The organism is Bacillus sp. FSL W7-1582 (genome assembly GCF_038593325.1).
Taxonomy (GTDB): Bacteria; Bacillota; Bacilli; order Bacillales; family Bacillaceae; genus Bacillus; species Bacillus altitudinis.
This window is the reverse complement of sequence record NZ_CP151987.1, coordinates 810961-830674: the sequence shown is the minus strand read 5'-3', so window position 1 is coordinate 830674 and position 19714 is coordinate 810961. Positions and strand designations below refer to the sequence as shown.

At 39.4% G+C, this 19714-nt stretch carries 16 protein-coding genes; 4 read left to right on the top strand and 12 right to left on the bottom strand.

Annotated elements, in window-relative coordinates; translation table 11 throughout:
* Window position 1: 1 nt before the first annotated feature.
* The 6 genes from NSQ11_RS04120 to NSQ11_RS04095 form a co-directional block, all read right to left on the bottom strand.
* Window positions 2–928 (bottom strand): ABC transporter substrate-binding protein, encoded by a 927-nt coding sequence (locus tag NSQ11_RS04120; protein WP_024720274.1) that lies wholly within the window; start codon window positions 926–928, stop codon window positions 2–4.
* 111 nt (window positions 929–1039) lie between these two features.
* Window positions 1040–2644 carry an AraC family transcriptional regulator gene (locus NSQ11_RS04115; RefSeq protein WP_342501278.1) on the bottom strand — a complete coding sequence of 535 codons (1605 nt, stop codon included), beginning with the start codon at window positions 2642–2644 and terminating at the stop codon, window positions 1040–1042.
* 75 nt (window positions 2645–2719) lie between these two features.
* Window positions 2720–3760, bottom strand: coding sequence for an NAD(P)/FAD-dependent oxidoreductase (locus tag NSQ11_RS04110; protein WP_007496663.1), 1041 nt, complete (start codon window positions 3758–3760; stop codon window positions 2720–2722).
* A gap of 153 nt (window positions 3761–3913) precedes the next feature.
* Window positions 3914–4543 (bottom strand): rhamnogalacturonan acetylesterase, encoded by a 630-nt coding sequence (locus NSQ11_RS04105; protein ID WP_017358823.1) that lies wholly within the window; start codon window positions 4541–4543, stop codon window positions 3914–3916.
* A 150-nt stretch (window positions 4544–4693) separates the two neighbouring features.
* Window positions 4694–5158 carry a DUF6884 domain-containing protein gene (locus NSQ11_RS04100; protein WP_035391302.1) on the bottom strand — a complete coding sequence of 155 codons (465 nt, stop codon included), beginning with the start codon at window positions 5156–5158 and terminating at the stop codon, window positions 4694–4696.
* On the bottom strand, window positions 5155–5703 hold the full coding sequence (locus NSQ11_RS04095; RefSeq protein WP_035391304.1) for a VanZ family protein: 549 nt from the start codon (window positions 5701–5703) through the stop codon (window positions 5155–5157). Before NSQ11_RS04095 ends, NSQ11_RS04100 begins: the two co-directional genes overlap by 4 nt.
* A gap of 185 nt (window positions 5704–5888) precedes the next feature.
* On the opposite strand from NSQ11_RS04095, the gene NSQ11_RS04090 reads away from it, so the two are divergent.
* The 3 genes from NSQ11_RS04090 to NSQ11_RS04080 all read left to right on the top strand — a co-directional run bounded on the left by NSQ11_RS04090 (window position 5889) and on the right by NSQ11_RS04080 (window position 7186).
* The gene (locus NSQ11_RS04090; protein ID WP_034647861.1) at window positions 5889–6446 is read left to right on the top strand and encodes a TetR family transcriptional regulator; all 558 of its coding nucleotides are present in this window, start codon (window positions 5889–5891) and stop codon (window positions 6444–6446) included.
* An 80-nt stretch (window positions 6447–6526) separates the two neighbouring features.
* Window positions 6527–6871, top strand: coding sequence for an SMR family transporter (locus NSQ11_RS04085; protein ID WP_017358819.1), 345 nt, complete (start codon window positions 6527–6529; stop codon window positions 6869–6871).
* On the top strand, window positions 6872–7186 hold the full coding sequence (locus tag NSQ11_RS04080; RefSeq protein ID WP_035391306.1) for a multidrug efflux SMR transporter: 315 nt from the start codon (window positions 6872–6874) through the stop codon (window positions 7184–7186).
* 40 nt (window positions 7187–7226) lie between these two features.
* On the opposite strand, the gene NSQ11_RS04075 is transcribed toward NSQ11_RS04080, so the two are convergent.
* From NSQ11_RS04075 to NSQ11_RS04060, 4 genes are all read right to left on the bottom strand, one after another.
* Window positions 7227–8039: a hypothetical protein gene (locus NSQ11_RS04075; RefSeq protein ID WP_035391308.1), complete on the bottom strand. Its 813-nt coding sequence runs from the start codon at window positions 8037–8039 to the stop codon at window positions 7227–7229.
* A gap of 383 nt (window positions 8040–8422) precedes the next feature.
* Window positions 8423–8749, bottom strand: a complete 327-nt coding sequence (locus tag NSQ11_RS04070; RefSeq protein WP_052320611.1) for a hypothetical protein — start codon at window positions 8747–8749, stop codon at window positions 8423–8425.
* Entirely contained in the window at window positions 8742–9344 is a 603-nt protein-coding gene (locus NSQ11_RS04065) for a class D sortase (protein WP_008341713.1), read from the bottom strand. The genes NSQ11_RS04070 and NSQ11_RS04065 overlap by 8 nt, the downstream gene beginning before the upstream one ends.
* 21 nt (window positions 9345–9365) lie before the next feature.
* The gene (locus tag NSQ11_RS04060; RefSeq protein WP_342501277.1) at window positions 9366–15524 is read right to left on the bottom strand and encodes a SpaA isopeptide-forming pilin-related protein; all 6159 of its coding nucleotides are present in this window, start codon (window positions 15522–15524) and stop codon (window positions 9366–9368) included.
* A gap of 699 nt (window positions 15525–16223) precedes the next feature.
* Between NSQ11_RS04060 and NSQ11_RS04055 the strand changes: the two genes are divergently transcribed.
* Window positions 16224–17732 carry a helix-turn-helix domain-containing protein gene (locus tag NSQ11_RS04055; RefSeq protein WP_035391314.1) on the top strand — a complete coding sequence of 503 codons (1509 nt, stop codon included), beginning with the start codon at window positions 16224–16226 and terminating at the stop codon, window positions 17730–17732.
* Between the two features lie 52 nt (window positions 17733–17784).
* Here NSQ11_RS04055 and NSQ11_RS04050 read toward each other — a convergent pair whose 3' ends face one another.
* Both NSQ11_RS04050 and NSQ11_RS04045 read right to left on the bottom strand, forming a co-directional pair.
* Window positions 17785–18066 carry a hypothetical protein gene (locus tag NSQ11_RS04050; protein ID WP_017366847.1) on the bottom strand — a complete coding sequence of 94 codons (282 nt, stop codon included), beginning with the start codon at window positions 18064–18066 and terminating at the stop codon, window positions 17785–17787.
* Window positions 18067–18435: 369 nt separating this feature from the next.
* Window positions 18436–19710, bottom strand: coding sequence for a hypothetical protein (locus NSQ11_RS04045; protein WP_212339221.1), 1275 nt, complete (start codon window positions 19708–19710; stop codon window positions 18436–18438).
* Between the last annotated feature and the right edge of the window lie 4 nt (window positions 19711–19714).

The window sequence follows — 19714 nt, the reverse complement described above, 5'->3', positions numbered from 1 at the left end:
CCTACCGATCAGACATTTCTGTCAATATGTCAGCAAACTCTTCCGCTTGATTGGCTACTGCAATCGGATCGTAAGGCCAGAAGAACTCTGTATCCATTTGATAGGTCTGCTCTTTTTTGACAGATTCTAGACTCTTCCAAATAGAATTGTTTTTATCAAATGTTCCGCCGTTGCTTTCATCAATGAAAATGTAATCTCCTGCATATTCAGGAAGGGTTTCATAAGAAATGACTTCATACCCTGTCTTACTTTTTAAAATTGTATCTCTGACCTGTTTTGGTGGGTTTACCTGTAATTGCTGATATAATGCCTGCCCGCCTCGATAAATTCCGTTACCATATACATAGACATCATTTTTAAAAGCGCCCATGATCGAGACCGTTTCATTCTCTTTTAAAGCAGACTTCACTTTTTTCCTAGCAGCCTCGATTCGTTGATCGAAGGCGGTGAGGAATGCTTTTCCTTCCTCTTCTTTATTTAAAATTTTTGCCAGCGTCGTTAATTCTTCATGTGCATCTTTGAAAGAACCGTAAGGATACACGATGGTAGGCGCTATTTTTTTGTACACATCATAGACTTTTTCATCCTGTACGGCTGTGATAATCAGATCAGGCTTTAAGCTAAGTGCTTTTTCAGCTGAACGCTCGTCACTGATGTCCTCTATTCCTTTTATCTTGTCCTTTAAGTGTACGTTCTTTAAATCCTGCGTGGTCGATCCCACAGGCTGAACGTCAAGTGCAATCACACTCCCTAAATATCCATCTACGAGAATTCGTTTAGGTTCAGCTGGAATCTCTATCTTTCCTTTCACTGTTTCAACCGTTTTCGTTTCTTGCTTTGATTCTGCTGTTTTGGCTTGTTCTTTATTGCCACAAGCCGTCAATATCATTAGAAGAATGACAGCACATATCCAATACGTCTTTTTCATCTCCATATTCCTCCTTCATTTTCGCCACTTCAAATGAGAATAGTTATCAATTACTAGTCTCATGTATTCTATCAACCTCATCTGTCGTGGTCTATGGAGGATTCTCGCAACTTACATATGGACAATTGTTGGATAGGCTGGCTGTGTCAATTGAGAGACAAACCGGTCCATCAAAAGAAGTGCACGCTCTCCTTCATCAAATCGAAACTCCTCCAGTTTTACTGGATAAAAGGTACCATTTTTCACAGCCGATAATTGACGAAGAACATCACTTTCTTCCATTCGCTTGTCCATTTGCTTATACCACCCATATTGGTCAGAGACAATAAAAAACATATGATCCGCCTCGTATTCTCCAAGTCTCTCTAAAGGAATGACTGTATGTTGATTAGGAAGAAGAACTTCTTCTAAAATGGCTTTTGGAGGTTTTAAGCCAAGCGTTTCGTAAAGATAGAAGGCCCCTCTTGCCTCATAGGACCACATATACACTTTGTCATGTCCTCTCATTTCATAGATTGCAACGGTCTCGCCTTTTTCTCTAAAGGAAGACAGGGTGTTTCTTGCCTGTTGACTATGCTGTTCAAATCGCTTCACCCAATCGTTTGCCTCATTTTCTCTTCCTAAAAGGCGTCCTATAGACAGTACCTCTGGTACAGCATGATGACCGACGTATGGCAGAACAAGAACTGGTGCGATTTGCTCCAACCGCTTGATCAATGCAGGTTTTGAATAATAATAGTTAGGGACGATGATGACATCTAATTGAAGTGATTTAAAAACGTCATCAGGCGTATGTTCATTTATGACGAGCGAACCGGCCAGTTGTTCTTTCAGTATATCTGAATGGAGATAGGTTTCTTCGTCAATACAAACAGGCTCAATGCCTATTGCAACCAATAACCCGACAAATTGAAAAGCAGCAATCCGCTCTGGTCTTCGGTTCATTCGAAACTGACTGGGCGTTCTCCCTGTTTTTTGACGGAACTTCCTGCTGAAATATAAACTGTCTGCATACCCGACTTGCCGTGCTATGATTTGAATTTGATCGTCTGTTTGCAGAAGACGTTTTTTGGCTTCGTCTATTCGAATTTGTGCAATGTATTCTGTCACACTCATCCCCATACTTTGTTTGAAAAAGGTAGAAAAGTAACTCTCATGAAACCCCATCTTATGAGCTAAGTCTTTTCTTGTTAGTTTTTGATCATAATGCTCAGCCATATACTGCAAGATCATGTTAATCGAATAATGCACTTTTTCGTTGTATGGCTTGGATTGTTTGCGGAAAATGAACATGATTTCTTCCAGCCATTTCGCCTGTTCTTGTATGATTTGGCTCGCCTGTATTTGTTTGATGTAAGAAAAAAGGACGGCAGAGCCTTTCACCACTTCCCCGTTATCAGGGAGATGATCGTGATTCACCTTATAGACCAATTCATTTTGTGCATCATGTGCCAGAGTGAATTGGTCAAATGTGACAGTATAGATCACTACTTGCTCGCTGGATAAAGATTCAACCATGACATCTATTCCTGAGCGGATCAACACACTGTCTTTGGCATTTAGCTCATATCGAATTCCTTCCATGTCAAGTCTCACCGCACCGTCCGTAGTCAAGAACATCAGTGAAGATGTTTGCCATGAGTCCGTTTGTTTCACAGAAAGAGATCGTTTACTGCTTTCTTTCATGCGAAGAATTGTATGAGTATAGGCGGTCATTTTCTCTTTCTCCTTCCATATAAAAAAGTGCTAAAATAAACCATTTTAGCACTTCAATGTCTGACTGAATGGTGATTATCGCGCTCCAGCCGTTTGTAATTCTTTGTTTTTCTCTTTAAAGCGTTCATTATGTGAAGACACGTACGCTACTTTTTCTGCTTCTGGTTCGATGTATAGCTTTGCGCTATTGAGTGCATTGACTCCATCAACAAACGTACCGGCAATTAAACGCACTTTACTTTTATGTGTGCATAAGTCGCCAACTGCATAGACGCCAGGTAAATTGGTTTCCATCTTTTCATTGACCTCGATGAGTCCCCACTCACCTTGCTTGAGTCCCCATTCTGATAGAACGCTTAAATCACCTTTCATGCCATGATTGACGATGACAGCATCGGTTTCGATTCGTTCGATGTCGCCTGTTTCTAAGTGCTGAATGGTGACGGCTTCAATTTTGTCACCTTGACCATGAAGCTCTGTGAGTTCATGCGGTGTGAGAATGCGAGCACTAGATGCTTTCATGTTGGCGACGTTTTTTTCATGTCCACCAAACATATCACGACGATGCACAACGGTCACACTTTCAGCAATTGGAACGAGGGCATTGGCCCAATCAACAGCTGAATCTCCGCCTCCAGAGATGACCACCCGCTTTCCTGCAAACGTCTTTAGCTCCTGCACGGTGTAATAAAGGTTTGTTACTTCATAACGGTCTGCATGCTCGATTTCAAGTTTTCGCTGAACTGGAATTCCGTGACCCATGGCTAAGATGAGGGTCTTTGTCAAATGACGATCGCCATTTTCAGCCGTCAGCAGGATATGACCATTCTCATCCCGCTCGAATTGCGTGATTTTTTGATTCAACGCAATCTCTGGTTCAAATGTTTTCGCCTGCGTTTCTAGCTGCTGAATCAGCTGTTCACCTCTTGTTGGCGGCAAACCGCCCACATCCCAAATGACCTTTTCAGGATACAGTAGGATTTTCCCGCCAAGGCTTTCGTTATACTCCAGTACCTTCGTCTTTAAATCCCGCATCCCACTATAAAAGGCGGTGTACATTCCTGCTGGACCGCCGCCAATAATGGTGACGTCAAACAATTCAAGTTGTTCTGTCATTTGAGTCCCTCCAGTTTTTCATCGATTGATCTATTTATAAGTGATATTGATTCTCATTATCATATGTACCTATTGTAGTCTACTCTGGTGAAGGGAATCAATAGCTTTCTGCAAAAAAAGAACAGGACGAGCGCTTTCTCGTCCTGTCATCCATCACACAATCGTTAATCCAAGGTCCTTTAATTCCAGCGAAACAAGTCTTGCAATCGCATCTGCCCCTTCTTTTGTAAAGTGCGTGCGATCCTCTATACCTGTTGACAGCATAAAGTAAGAAGTCGTTTTCTCTATGCCGGAAATTTGATAAAACTGGAGACTAACTGTATTTAAATCAACGAGAAGAACTTCTTCTTCATCGGCAAGTTCTTTCATAGCGGCACAGTAATCAGGGAAATCATTGATATATTCTCCGTCTTTTTCATGAAAGCGGCCGACTGGCGTTAATAAAAGCGGTGTAGCTCCTTTCGCTCTTGCTCCGTGAATATATTGAGACAAATAGCTTTTATACGTTGTGAAAGGATCTGTATGCCGTTCGGGCTTCTCCGTTGAAGCATCATTGTGCCCCATTTGTGTGAAAAGCCAGTCCCCAGGCTGAATGTCAGCCAATATTTTATCAAGCCGTCCTTCTTCAATGAATGTTTTTGAGCTTCTTCCACCGATTGCGCGGTTGTCGACGCTCACACCCTGCGCTGTGTAGCGATGTAAAAACTCTCCCCACCCTCCTTGAACAGGACGATCTGGGTAAGATGAAACGGTTGAATCACCAGCTAAATAGATGGTTGTCATGTTCATACGCCTCCTTTTTCATATAGCCACTCTAATAAGCGATGCGGACATCCAAGTGGCTGCTGAAAAGATATGAAACAATCAGCATCGCTACTTCATTCATTCTCTTTTTAATGATCAAAACCCTGCTTACCGGTAGATGTGAATACGTTAAATATGCGGCGGAAGTTCTACTTTTGTCTCAACGGCTTGCTTCAACGCCTGAAGTATATAGCCAATTCCTTTATATGAAGCCAGCGGATAAATCGCTGTCTGATGAGGAAGTAATAACGGATCGATCACCTTTCGATATTTCTTTCCACCTAGTATCACTAATTCATCATATGCAGTGAGATGTTTTTCATGAAATTGCTGACTTAGTGCTTCTCTTGTTATCTGATCAGTATGCGGTGTACCAAAAGCCACATCATAATTTTCATGAATAATATCATCTGCCTTTAAGAATCCATGCTTCGCTGAAATGATTAGGTAGTCTGAAAAGAACGTTCGGGCATAGCTTTTCGTACGCTGATGCAGCGGACTTAAATAAACGAGGTTCGCCGGCTGGCTCCCTGCCTCTGGATGGACGTCCCATATTTTCTTCGCCCCACATGGAATGATACAAACTCGCTTCACTTGATTTTCTCCTTCCTTCGTTGATACATCCGATACAACATACAACCTAGCGCTGTGCCAAGTGTATTTAAGAGAATATCATCTATATCGCTGCTTCTTGTAATCATACCAGATTGTGAGAATATCCATTGAAGGATTTCGATGATCGCTGACAAGATCAACCCAGCCAGCACCGCCTTTTGAAAGCGACATGTCCGAAAGGCTTGATATAGAAAAAAACCGAGCGGCACAAATAAGAGAATGTTCCCTGCCAAATTTAACAAGACAAGGTTTGGATAGCCATGCCGAAAGGCGTGTAGGTTTTGTTGAATGGAGTGGAAGGGAATCAGATTGACGCTCACTTGATCTTTTGGTGCTGAAAAGCGATTCGGAAAGACCGTTAAATAAAAGAGAACATTCGTATATACAAATAGAAAAGCAAGGACCATTTCTGTTCGTAAATAGATAAAACGTTGCTGTTTTTTTGCCAGCCTATATCTCATATTTAGATAGAACGGGACGAGCAGAAGAAAATAAGCCATTGAAAACATAGCACTGGATGTCATACAAATAGCTGCCCCTTTCTTACACCATGCTTGACCATATTACAGGTTATTCAAGCTTTCCTGTATCTATTCATCACTTATTCTCACAATTCATGCGATATTGACAAATCGTCATTTTTCCGCTAAACTGACTGACATTCAGTCATTTTAAGGTCGGTGATCCTGTGTCAAAACGAGAAAAAATTATGCTTGCTGCGATAGATGCCTTTAAAGAGAAGGGAATTGAAAAGACGACTATATCGGATATTGTGAAAACAGCAGGAGTAGCGCAAGGAACTTTTTATTTATATTTTCCTTCAAAGCTGTCTGTCATGCCTGCCATCGCTGAACATCTGATCGCACAGATGGTGCCTGCGATCGAAAAGGAATTAACTCAGCATGCAGATGTCCTCGATCAAGCAGATGCGCTTGTTGAATTCATTTTCGCTTTTACAAGGCAATACCGTGATGTTCTTGCCCTGACGTATTCAGGTTTAGCTGCCACCGAGCATTTAAAGGAATGGGAAGATATTTATGAACCGATTTACAAATGGGTCGCTTCTTTTTTAGAAAAGGCAAAGCAGGACAAAAGAGTACGTGCGAACTTGAACTGTCAATATGCTGCGAAATTCATTATCGGTTTACTTGAATCATCAGCTGAGCAAATGTACTTATTTACAGAAACAGATACAGAAGAGGTTCTGATTCAAAAGCGAGAGGTGAAGCAATTTCTCCTTTACGCACTCGGTATAGAGACACCTTAACTTAGTACAGCACTTGCTGTACGCTCTTTTTTGGCTTCAAAATGACGAATCGTCAGTTTTAAGGTTTAGGAGGAAATACGATGAAAAAAAGCTGGATGTATGTCGCACTCACATGTTTATTTGAATTACTTTGGGTGTTTGGTTTAAATAAAGCAGATGCTGTGTGGGAGTGGGCGATCATTATCTGCCTGATCCCGGTTGATTTTTATTTTTTAATGAAAGCTTGCGAGAAGCTGCCGACAGGGACTGTGTACGCCGTGTTTGCCGGAGTTGGAACGATTGGTACGTCTTTAATGGATTATGCGCTGTTCGGCGGTTCGTTTTCATTAGAAAAGCTCTTATTTATGGGCATTTTAATTCTCGGAATTATTGGACTGAAGGTGTCTGATGGAGATGCACATGAGCAGAAAGGAGAAGCGGTATAAATGGGCTGGTTTTTTGTACTGTTGGCCTCTGCCTGCGAAATTGGCGGAACCATTGGCCTCAATATGTTTAGTAAGAAAAAGCAACTCACGACAGGCATGTTATTTGTCGGCGGATTTGCCTTATCCTTTTTGTTTTTGTACGCCTCGTTCTCTTCCGTCCAAGTGTCCATTGCCTATACGGTCTGGATTGGACTTGGAACAGCGGGTTCTGTCTTGTTTAATATGATTCTATTTAAAGAGCCGAAAAACATGATTCGTATCCTCAGCTTGCTGCTGATTGTGATTGGCGTCGTTGGGCTGAAGTTATTTGCGTAATAGAAAAAGCAATGGAATAGATTATCCATTGCTTTTCCAGTTAATTTTTATACTTTTCTTGGTACGCTTTAAATTGTTTTTCGTATTTTTTCAACTTTTCTCCATCGACTTTTGAATTTAATTTCGGTTTTCGCTTTCCAATTACCATTACATCTTTATCTACAATAGGACTTGATAAAAAGATGTATGGTGCAAAACGATCACACTTCGTATTTGGAAGGGTGACGGATAATCTAGCGTATTCTTCTGTCGGGAATTGGTTTGAAATGTCAAGTTCCTTGAGTCCCTCTAATGCCGATATTGGCTCTAAAGACTCGTCCTTCACTTTTATATTTGATAAGCACAGATATTTTAAATTCTTAAGGTATCTTAAAGGTTGAAGCGTATTTAAATTTAATGTGTTCCAAATCCCACCTGACAATTGCAACCATTCTAAACCAGTGTTTTTTTGCAAAGGAGCTATGTCATTCAACTTTGAAAAATCTGTTAAGGATAAAGATTTTAAAAAAGTGTTTTTTGATAGATCCCATAAACTTTGTGCCTTTGTATTCCATTCAAGTGCCAATACCTCAACATCTTGAAGAGAACTGATGATTGATAAATCTTCTACTCTCAGTTCACGCATATAGAGCATTTTGGGATTAACTAAGCTCAAGATCGTATTGAATTCCTTTTGGCTCACTTTGTAAATCCACAATTTCGTCAGGTTAGAAAAAGAGTTCAACCTTTCAATATTTTTAATTTTACCTGTGATTACTAACTCAGTGGCATTTTCATCTACATCGGCTAAATCATGAACAGCTTCTGGTCGTGCATCATGACGAAAAATATATTCAGGGTCTTCTTTTAACATTCTTTTACCTCCACACCTACAAATGATGGATATCTAAATGAATTTTATCAGAGTTTTTCCGAAGAAACAGGGAAAGGGATAAAATCTAGATGGTCTTCTTTGGTCCGTTTAACCACAATCCGCCGATGATTACGTCTGTTTTCAATTCATTTTATAAAATCTTTATCATCTAAAATATGGAGCAACAACATATCAACGACTTCGCTTTCACTATACTCCATATATTCTGCACAGGTCTTGACGATAGCTTGTACTCTTTCATATAAACAAATAAAAGAACTCCAATTCATATACGAATTAGAGTCCTCATTATATGACTAATACAATTTTCCCACCTTAAAACCGAACCCGTTCATTAAAGATCTTGCTTTTTTATTTCTCGTTTAATGTGGATTATGCTGCTCAAGCAAGAAATCCATTGCGTAAATCGATTCGCCTTTTTCATCCAATAAAAAGTACACAATCAAAGGCTCTCCAAAGGACCCTGTCTGCTGCGTGAACAAAACACATGTGAATTTTTCAATACCTATCGGAATCTTTCTTCTTAATAAAGGATGAAGAATAGGCGAAGTCCGAATTGTATCTATATCCACATCCCAACGTTCGTTTTTTAAAGTGGGATAATGCTCTACTAACAGTTGGTGTAACATGTCGGTCGTGAGCGTTGCTTTTCCATCAAACTCATCATCTATTATGTTGGTGTTATACATCCGACGGTTGCTTATCCTTTGAAGCATTGATTCGTATTCCTTTTAAGACAAATCGTTTCTGGCCATCAAGAGTACAAGTGATCAATGTCAGTTCATTTTTCCCACGATCCTTTAGTACATCAACATCCGTCGGTTCTATCGTAGCTGAGCTGACAATTTTGTATTCGTATGTTTCTGCTTGATGATGTAAGACGACTTTTTCCCCTTTAGGCACCTCTGGCAGCTGTCGGAAAAGCCGGTCGCCTCTATACCCTCTATGGCCTGCAATCGTGAAATTTCCTTCACCTGGCATTTGATGAGATTTGATTTGAGTCAGTGCAATACTTAAATTTTCTTTTGATGTAACAGGTAGCACTTTTTCATTTAAATCAATTGACGGGATCTCAAGCTCCATCGTATCTCGCAGGTCTTCTTCTGACACAGTTAAATGTGGAATAGAAGAAAGGGCATCACTGTCATTTTCTTCAATCATTTTCAATGCCTCTTCCATGGCTGCTGCCTCTTGAGACGTTCGCCACTCATATAGAAAAGGAACGGAGATAAGCATTAGTCCTGCGACCACCAAAAAGCTGCCTAATAAGGTTCTTTTTTTCATCAATACACTCGTTCCTTCCTTTTACTGAATGGTCCTTCTTCTGACTACAAGAAGAACAGTTCCAGACACTACTAGTAAAATCCCTGCATACATCAAATAACGTAGCCATTCTTCCCCAGTCTTTGGCAGCTCCCCGTTTGAGTTTGAGCCATGAGGTGGATGTTGATCCCCTTGATCTGAGGCTGGAGGATTCGTGTGGTCCTCTTCATTCTTCATTGGAGCATTTTTCACAATCAATGTCTTGATCTCCACTTCGCCCATTTGAATTGTAAAAGCGAGTGGTTTTTTTAATGCTACATAACCATTTGGAGCTTTCGTCTCTGTGAGTGTATATTCACCAGGTTTAAGCCCTTTGACAATGGCTTCTCCGTCTTTTCCTGTTGTCACAGATTTGATGATTTTCCCGGCTTTTGTACGAATGTCAAAGGCTGCACCTTTTAAGGTTCTATCAGTCTGCTGGTCTACCTTTATGATACGCAGACTTCCTAAAATCAAGTGATTCTTCGCTGTTACTTGAAGAGGCTTCTGCTGATTTTTCTCAATCGTAAACCGGATCGGCTGATCATCTAATTCATAGCCGTGAGGCGCTTTCGTTTCAACGAATTGATATTCTCCCGGTTTTAGATCGTTGATGTGAAGCTTTCCTTTTTGATCCGTTACAAGTGATTTCTTCAACGTTTTCCCGTCTTTACTCTGAAGAGCAAACTCTGCGTTTTCCAACGTGTGTCCTTCAGCATCCACTTTGGTCAGTTCCACTGCTCCCGGCGTCAGTTTGTTGATCATTTCTACTTTTGCTGGTTTGTCTTGACCTAAACGAATCGTAAATGAGACAGGTGTCTGATCCAATTCATAGCCGGCAATGCTTGCTGTTTCGACAAATTGGTAGGTTCCTGGCTTCAGTTGATCGACTGTCAGTTGACCGTTTTTGTCTGTCTTCAAGTCTTTCTTCACACGCTGATCATGCGCATCAATCAGGTCAAAGGTCACGCCAGCGAGCAACTGACCATCCTCCCCTTTTTTCTGAAGCTTCACAGCACTTGTCGTGCGAATATTTTCTTTTGTCACTTTCACCAGTTGATTTGGGTTGAAATCAATCTGAAAGTCTACTGGTTCTGCATCTAGTTTATGTCCAAAAGGAGCCTTCGTTTCAACCAATTGGTAAGCGCCTGGTTTCAAATCGTTGACAGTGATGATGCCTTTTTCGTTGGTTGTTAAACCTGACAGCAATTCTTTACCATTGTCATTGAAAAGGGTAAATTCTGCGCCTTTCAATCTTTCTTTTTCTTCCCCTATTTTAGTTAGTTCTACAGAACCTTTCTTGAGCTGATTGATTGCCTCCACTTGAATCAAGTCTTTTTGACCTAATTCAACTTCAAAGACAAGTGGTTTCGCACTCAATTCATAGCCTTCAAGACTCTTTCTTTCAACAAATTGATAGGTTCCAGGTTTAAGACCTGTGAAGGTAATCTTTCCATCCTGATTGGTTGTAATTCCTTCTCCTCCTGCCACAATCTTTCCTTTGGCATCAGATAGATCAAAGACAACCCCTTCTAATGATTTCCCATCTTCACCTTTTTTGTGTAACAGCACTCCGCCAGTTGTGCGGCTATTTTCTTTTGTCACACTGACCAGCTTCTCAGGGTTAAATGGAATAGCAAAAGTGACAGGTGTTTCGTCAAGCTCATGACCGAATGGCGCCTTCGTTTCAACAAACTGATAGGTTCCAGGTTTCAGATCGTTGACGATGATCTTCCCGTTCTCATCTGTGACAAGACCTGTTTTTATCTCTTTTCCATTTGCATCTACTAGCTTGAATTCTGCTCCTTCAAGCACATCATTCTTTTCACCGAGTTTCGTGAGCTGGACAGCTCCAGTTTTGAGATCATTGATCACTTTGATCTCTGCCGGTTTTTTTTGTGCGATTTCGATGGTAAACGGATAAGGTTTATTTTTCTTTTGGTAACCATCAATACTCTCTGTCTCCACAAGCTGATATTTGCCCGGTTTGAGGTCATCGACCAACAGCTTCCCATCTTCATCTGTTGTCAAATCTTTACGCACGACTTTGTCATTTTGATCCAAGACTTCAAATCGAACATCTTGAAGCTTCTTGCCATCTTCCCCTTCTTTCATCACTTCTAATGCACTTGTTTCATAGAGGTTCTTTTGTGAAATGATGACTGGTTCTTTTGGATCGAGTGGTACTTCAAATGTGATGGGTGTTTCATCTAATACATAACCGTCTGGTGCGTTTGTTTCGATGAGCTGATACGAACCCGGTCTTAGTTCATTGATCGTGATCTTGCCATCTTTTCCTGTGACAAGCGCACCATTTAGCTCATGCCCATCTTGATCTAAGAGCTTGAACTGTGCACCTTCTAGTCTCTCTCCGCCTTCACCTATTTTGCTCAATTCTGCAGAGCCTTTGATGATGTCATTTACTGCGGTGACAACCGTTGTTTCTGTTTGATTTTCTTTAATGGTGAACGGCCATTTTTGCTGATTTAATTGATAGCCTTTCGGTGCGTTTGTTTCAACAAAATAATAGGAACCTGGCTCAAGATGTTTGAATAGGATTTCTCCTTTTTCATCCGTTTTCAAATGGGTTTGGACGGTATCTCCAGATTCATTTTTCAGTTCAAATTCTGCATTTTCTAATGCCGCACCCGTTTCTTTGTCTTTTTTCGTGAGCTTCACATGCTGGCGGATTTCTTGGTTTTGCACCGTCATGCTGTTTCCTATTTTCGTTTGATCTCCTGATTCGTAAGGCTGATCAATCGTGACATTGATCGGTTCCTTCGTTTTCAAATAACCATCAGGTGCTTTCTCTTCTGTCACGATATAGTCACCATACAGAAGACGATCAAATCGAAGAGCTCCTTCTTCATCTGTTGTCTTTGTTCCAATGACGATACCGCTCGCAGCATCTGTCAGAGAAAAGGTTGCTCCTTTTAGCGCTTTTCCACCACTCGCATCTACCTTTTTAATGGTTAAAGCGCCAATCGCTCCTGTGCCATCTCCCATGCCAGCGGTACGTTTGACCACAATTGAGGCTTCGGATTCCTTTTTGATTTCTTTTACATTTTCACCTCTAAACGTTACTTCGTTTTGAAGTGTACTTCCCACCTTATCTAAAATGAGAGATTGGTATTCTAAAATATAGGGTCTCGTGATTTCTTCTTTAAATTTGATTTGAAAAGAATCTGGATCGAATTCAAGGTCTAGTTCATAATCCTTCCCTTTTTCAAGCTCATCCTTTTTAGTCACTTGCCCTTTTTCATCTATTGTTGTCGAATACAGATGAAATGAGTTTTCTATTATGGCTTGATTACTGCTCGGATGGTCTATAATCGTCGCATCTTGGACTGTTGATTGACCAAAGTTGATATTCAGTTTCCAATCAATGACTTTCCCTTGTTGATTTCCTGACTTGCTCGTGTATTTCCCTCCATTTGGAATGGACACCACAGCATTCACGTCTGATTCTTTCGTCTTCCCATCATAAAGGGTCGCTTTATTTTCGTAGGTTTTCTGTACTAAATCCATTCCTTCAACACTTGTTTGATACGTGATTTTGTATGGGGAATCAATGGCATGTTTGAAAATGACTTCGAAGCCTGATTCTCCCTTTTCATTTTCAAGGAATTTGATGTCATAATGTTCTTTCGCTAATACTTCTTTTTCTTCCGCACCATTTTCCCCGCCTTGTAAATCAAGCGAGTAGACGATAATTGAATCTTTAAGCAAACGCTGATTTCCTTGAATGAAATCCTCGATTTTCGCCTCTTCTAGATGCTTCAAATTATAGTTCACACCGATATTCCATGTGATCTCTTTTTTCTTTGCATCATATGTTCCATTCTTGAACCCATTGGACTGCGTGTATGTGTCAGGCGTAAAGACAGATTGGTTTTCCTTCGTCAAATCCTTGCCATCTTCATTTACCCATTCAAGTTTTACATGGTTACGCAAGTTCTTTTGATCTTTATCTGCTCTTTTTTCATAATCAAAAGACGTTGTATATGTGATAGTATGTTCTGTCTTGATTTCTTTCGTAAATTGAATATCAAATCCATTTGCATGTTCAACGATTTGATAATCTGTGCCTTCTTCAAGCACTGTATTACCTGTCGTCACTTTTAAACTATCTTTTTGCAGCGTCAATCCTTCGTTTGTAAACGTATCTTTTAATATCACGTTGTTCATGGTTTGTTGATCTTTGTTGAAGATGATACGCCATGGAATGGTCTTGTTCTTGTAATCCGGTGTTCCGTGGTCTTTCGTTAGGATTTGCTGATCAATTCTTTGCTTCCCTTGTTCGCTCTCTTTGCCAGCTGTTACAGTATTGATAATGTCTTCAGCTTCGAAAATTCGCTCGGTTGCTTTTGTTTGATATGTGATCAGGTAAGCCGATTGAATTTCTTGATTGAATTGCAAGGTAAACCCGTTTTGTTCATCCTTTGTTTGAGGTTGAACCACGTAATTTTCAAATGCTTTTGTTCCTGCTTCGTTGCCGTTCTGATCAATTGTGACTTCTTTGACTTGAATTGAGTCAGATATTAGCGCCTGTGTGCCGTTAAAGAAGTCTTCTATCAAAGCATCCTTTTGAGCCAGCTTTTTTTCGTTATAGTTATACCGAATTTCCCAAGTAATCGTTTGTGTGACTGGATCGTAGTGGGCGGCTTTTTTATTTAAAGGACTGCCTCTTGTCACATTCACTGTTCCTTCTGCTGAACTAATCTCTTTATCAGCAGAGACAAGGGACGCTTTATTACGAAACACAGACTGATCTTGATTCGTAATGTCCGTTTCATACATTAAACGGTAAGCGAGATGCACGTCATCTTTAAATTCGATCGTGAAATCTTGACCATCTGCTGTTTGGCCGATGGTGTAGTGGTTTTCGTCAAGCAGCTGTCCAAGCGATGTTTCACCATTTAGCTTTGTATCTACACGATAAAGCTTGATTGAATCTTTTTTTAACGCTTGACCTTCTTGAATCGGATCTAACAGTTTCGCTTGTTTCACATCATCTAAGTCCATATTAAAATCGACTGTCCATTGAATGGTTTCAGCATTGTAAGATCGATTGGGTTCTCCCTTTTTAGAGACATTCGGACCATTTGGAATGTATTGAATCGGAATCGATATCGTATCTTTGCCTTCAATCGGGGTAATCACCACTTCTTTTTCTTCAGTGATCACTGTTTGTTTATCTAATTGTGTCCAAACTTGAAGTGTTCCTTGGATATTTGAATATTGTTTAATAAAATCTGTGAATTCGATAGAGGCATTTCCGCTTTCATCTACAGAAAAATAACCGATGATCGATTGATTAAATTTCATCTCGAGACGATCGATTTTTTCGTAAATGACTAATTCCTCTGGAACCTTGAAATGGAATTCATCCCCGCCATTATAGTTATGACCATTCGGGATGGCCCACTTATAGTTAATGGAAATCAGTGAGTTGACGTCAGGCTTATCAACTGAATTACCTTCCTGATCTTCAAAAATTAATTTCGCGTCAGTAAGGAGATTTTCTTGTATCTGCATTTGTTTTGAAACACTTTGCAGCCCTACACGCTTAGACACGTTCACTTTGTTTTTTAGTAACTCATCTTCATCGCTTTGTGTCTTTTGAACAGTTTCTTGATTGTTAGCAGCTTCGTCTTTCTCCGATGAGGTTGAATCATCTTTTGAAAGATTTTCTTTATGCTCATTTTGCTTTGTTTTCTCTTTTTTCTCAGCTATACTGGTGACGTCAATATCTATAGATCCTTCTAAATTCGGATCAAGCTCAATATCCTCATTGAATGTGACAGTCACTTCATTTTGTTTTGAAACGGTATACTCACCAACAGGGATGTCATCGACAGTAATGCGTTCTTTCTGCTCCTTCTCTACCTGAATGACTGATGGAAGAGAGAGAATATACGGATACTGCTTTTTGAGATCAATTCCTTTGATAGACCAATGCACAATGGCCTTTCTAACTTGCTGATCTTCTTTGTTTGATAACTTGTTGCCTTCGCTATCAGCAAACTCAATATTCACATAAATATTCTCTTGAATGTCTTTAGCTTGTGCCCCTGCTAAAGGCAAGATTCCTAATATACTAGACTGTATGACTAACACCGCAATGAGAGCCAATGACAATATTCTTTTCAATACATCCACCCTTTTCTAAAATTAATTTTCAACAATGATAAAAAATCAGTTGTATACTCTCAGATCGATCACTCCGCTTCTGATCAAATATTTTCTAAAAAAATGTACCTTAAGACCCTATGAATAAGATGAGTTGATCAATCATGAATTGAAAGGAAATCATGAGTAGTGGGTATAGTAACTAGATAGGGGTCTATAGAAATGGGGAATAGTGAGAGGGATCGTGAAAAGATTAAATGTGAATTTTTCTATTTATACTGGAACGAACAATAAATAATTAGTACATGCATATATAAGCATGTATTCACATATAGAACGTTCATATAAAACAAGCATGACTCATATGGTATGTATGGTGAGATAGTTCAGCATCATATAGATCGCATTCCTTCTACTCCCTTCCATATGGTAATCAAAAAGCCGATGCTTTTTATTCTTACTTTTACCGTTTGAGCAGCAAAAAAATAAACAAAATGATCCATTTTTATGGGATTCATGGCATACTTATCATCTTTTAAAAGAAAGATATGGAGAATTAGGGTATAACATTTGTTTTCGTCTAATTTTTTTCTCTTTTATCATGAAAAGTGAAGACAAAACGATTTATCCTAAACATTAAAATCATTTTATGCCTATTTAGAAATTAAAATGTTCTTTAAGTGAACTTCATAATATAAAGGCAAGCCAAGGGAAGGAGTTAGTTGTTTAATGGAGCTCATTGATAATAAATCAAAGAGATGGATAAAAATTCTAAAACTGCTTGTATCAAAAGATAAGTGGTGGAGCCTTCAAGAGATATCGAATGAACAAATCGGTTCGGTTCGTGCCATTCAAAACGATTTAGAACAAATGAAGTCGTTCCAAACAGAGAACGGTGAGCCGTTAATCCGCATAAAGCCAAGACAAGGCATATCCATTTGTTATACACAGACGATACGAGTCGACTACTATATCAAAGAAATTCTAAAAGATACGATTGAAATTCGATTGATTGACGGCGTTTTCTTTGAACAAAACAGGTCTTTCTATGAATGGATGGACACGCTGAATATCAGTAGATCCACATTGTATAACACCATACATAAAATCAATTCGCTTCTTACCTCGTATGACATTGAGTTACGACCAGATAGTATGCAGTTCCATGGAAATGAGAAGGAGATTCGTCAATTTTTTGTGGAATTTTTGTTTGAAGTTTATGGAAGCAGGCTTTGGCCATTCGATGATATTCAAAAGCAAGAAGCAGTTGATTTTTTACAAAAGCTATTTCAGGTGCTCGAAGTCAATCTACCTGATGTGGCTTTAGATAAATTTTGCCTATGGCTCGCCGTTTCCATACACCGATTGAGGAAAAATTTTACCATACGACGCAATTATAGGTACTCAATGGATAAGGAAAAACAAACATCTACAGCTAAAGGTATCTATAAACAAATCAAAAACTTGGAAGAACACGTTTGCCAAATGACAAAGGACACTTTTGGTGTTACATTGGATCGTCACGAATTTGTCTTTTTATTATTGATTGAACCAGCTATTGGCCATTATAAATCAATTGAAACGGTCGAAGAAAAATTGACGTTCTTTCAATCGCATACACCACAGCTCTTTGAAGCCATTCATTCCTTTATCAATCAATTGGAGTTGATTTTTCATCAAGAGGTGGCTAATCGCAAGGCGATGACACTGATTCTTCTCCAATATTATGTGTATTCTAGGGAAATTACCGTAAGAGATGGATTCCTTTTCAAAAAGAAATCGAGTTATTTATCAGAGGTAAAAAAACAGCTTCCTTACTTCTATTCGAGGATTACTCATATCATCCAAGAGTTAAAAACAGACGATATACTCGCTTCTTTTGTGAAAAATGAACGAGAATTGATTCGTATCATTACTTCTAACTGGAGAGGGCTTGTTCATTTGGAAATGGATCGGAGAAACGTGTTGAACATTTTTGTCATTTCAACATTAGGTTATAATCATAGTTTGTTTATTGCGGATTTAATTAAATTAAGATTGCCTCCTCTCATTCATATTTTCACAAGTCCAGAAAATACATTAAATGAACTGACAATGGATCGACTTGGGATTGATATGATTGTGACCGATACTGAGCTTCCTCATCAATTAGGACGGTCTACGCTGCTGATCAGCTCTTTTCCAACAAAGAAAGAATTGGACAACTTGCAATCAAGATTGGTTGATATGACAAACTAAGTTTCACCAAAAAAGCTGCTGAGACATGCTCAAGCAGCTTTTTGGTTCTGTATTAATGAAGCACGATTTGTTCATTCATCAAATCAATGGCGTAAAGCGATTGCCCATATTCATCTAATAGAAGGTATACTTTGAGCGGGGCAGTGGTTTGATCTGTTTGCTGCGTGAATAGGACACAAGTGAATTTTTCAATCCCATCTGGCAGCTTGCTTTTCAGAAAAGGATGAAGAATAGGAGAGATTCGAAGGGTATCAACATCTTTCAGCCAAAGCTCATCTTGTAACGCAGGATAATGGTCAACCAAAAACTGACGAAACACTTCCAATGTACTCAAGGTAGATATCCTCACTTTCTTCTAACTTGGCTTCAAACTCACCTAAAAACAAACGGAACCAACTCATCATATGATCTCGGTACACGTATTTTCGCATACGGCTTGAGACACGATCACTCACTTTTTAGACATGAACTGTAGATCGACTGTACTGTCACGAATGTTTAATATGTATAACGTTTCCTATGTCATCTCATTGACTCCACCACGAATCCAAACAATGGACCTATGATCATATTCTTACCTGTTTTCTTTCGTGATGAAACGACAACTTCCTGCTACAATATTCCATTTTTCTGCAAAAAAGAGGGAGATGGGACAAAAAAAAGAACAGCACTGACTGTTCTTCTGATAGCGTAAAATGCCAATTCAAATATCCTGTAAAGGAATGACTTCCCCGCTCACTGCATCCACTCCATCATGACAATCTAGTTTTCCACATAAGACATACTGCTTTTCTGTAAAATCATATACATAGATGGGGGTCAGCTCTAACCGATCTTTTAATTTTTCGAAGGCTTCTTGTTTTGTCAGGGTGATTTCGCCAGGGGGTTGGAGTTCATCCAACATGCCACACTCCTTAAACATTTCTTTTCTATCTATGTAATTAACGGCTTCAAATGTAAGGGCATCAATGAATATCAAGATTTTATCTGTAAGCAAGCTTTTCTCTTGTCTATTTGCTTTTACTGTTGCATGAATGTAATGATCACGATGAAGAGAAATGCAAACCCATTTTCCGGTGTCGTTAGGATATTCCTGACTCAACAATTTTTGAACTGCTTTCAAACACTTATCTTTTTCTTCCTCTGTTATGGGCATTGTATCTGGTGAGGGTTCAATTGAAAAGGCTTGATCATCTGAGATGTCTTCTTGAATATTTAATTCCTTTCTTACAAAAGGTTCAGTTATTGGTTCATCCCATTTGATGATTTGGTTGATATTGAGACATTGATGTTCCTGTATCGTACCTTCAAACGGGAGGATTCCGGTTCCATCATTCTTTACATACACTTCTTCTAACGCATAAATTGGACGAATTTTATTCTGATCAAAGGAAGGCCATTCGATTCGTTGCACTTGCTGAACGGCTAAGCTTTCAATCTTCTCAATGAGCAACGTATATTTTTCAGCCCTGTACTTTTTTATAGAAACAAATGGGCCGTGAAGAACAAAGTAAATGAGTTGTCCATGTTCATCCCATTTCACATCAATCATGCCCGAAGGGGTCACTGGTACACCAGCAATTTTTTCCTCAAAAATAAGCTCCCCTTTTTCCTCCTTATGCAAGTGAAAGTGCTCTCCATATATCAACCCTGTTTCTTGTTCAATCCATTTGATGGCGTCATTCTGACCGCTATCAAAGCACACACCCTCCTTTGCATATGTTTTACCCATGACAAAAACAGCACTCTCAACCTTTCCTGTATTCAAATTCACTTCTATCACGGCTGTGCCATCCGGGTTTAAATCTTCGTCCACAGGTGCCGTTTGATGTGGAGGAAACCATTCCATACACAATTTATAAATTGTTTCATTAAACATATTCACATTTCGGTAATACTCGTAGTTTTTTAAACAATAATCATCTAAGCCGAACTTCTTTCTTGTATCATCTATTAGATGCTGTAGAGTTTCATTCATTTGT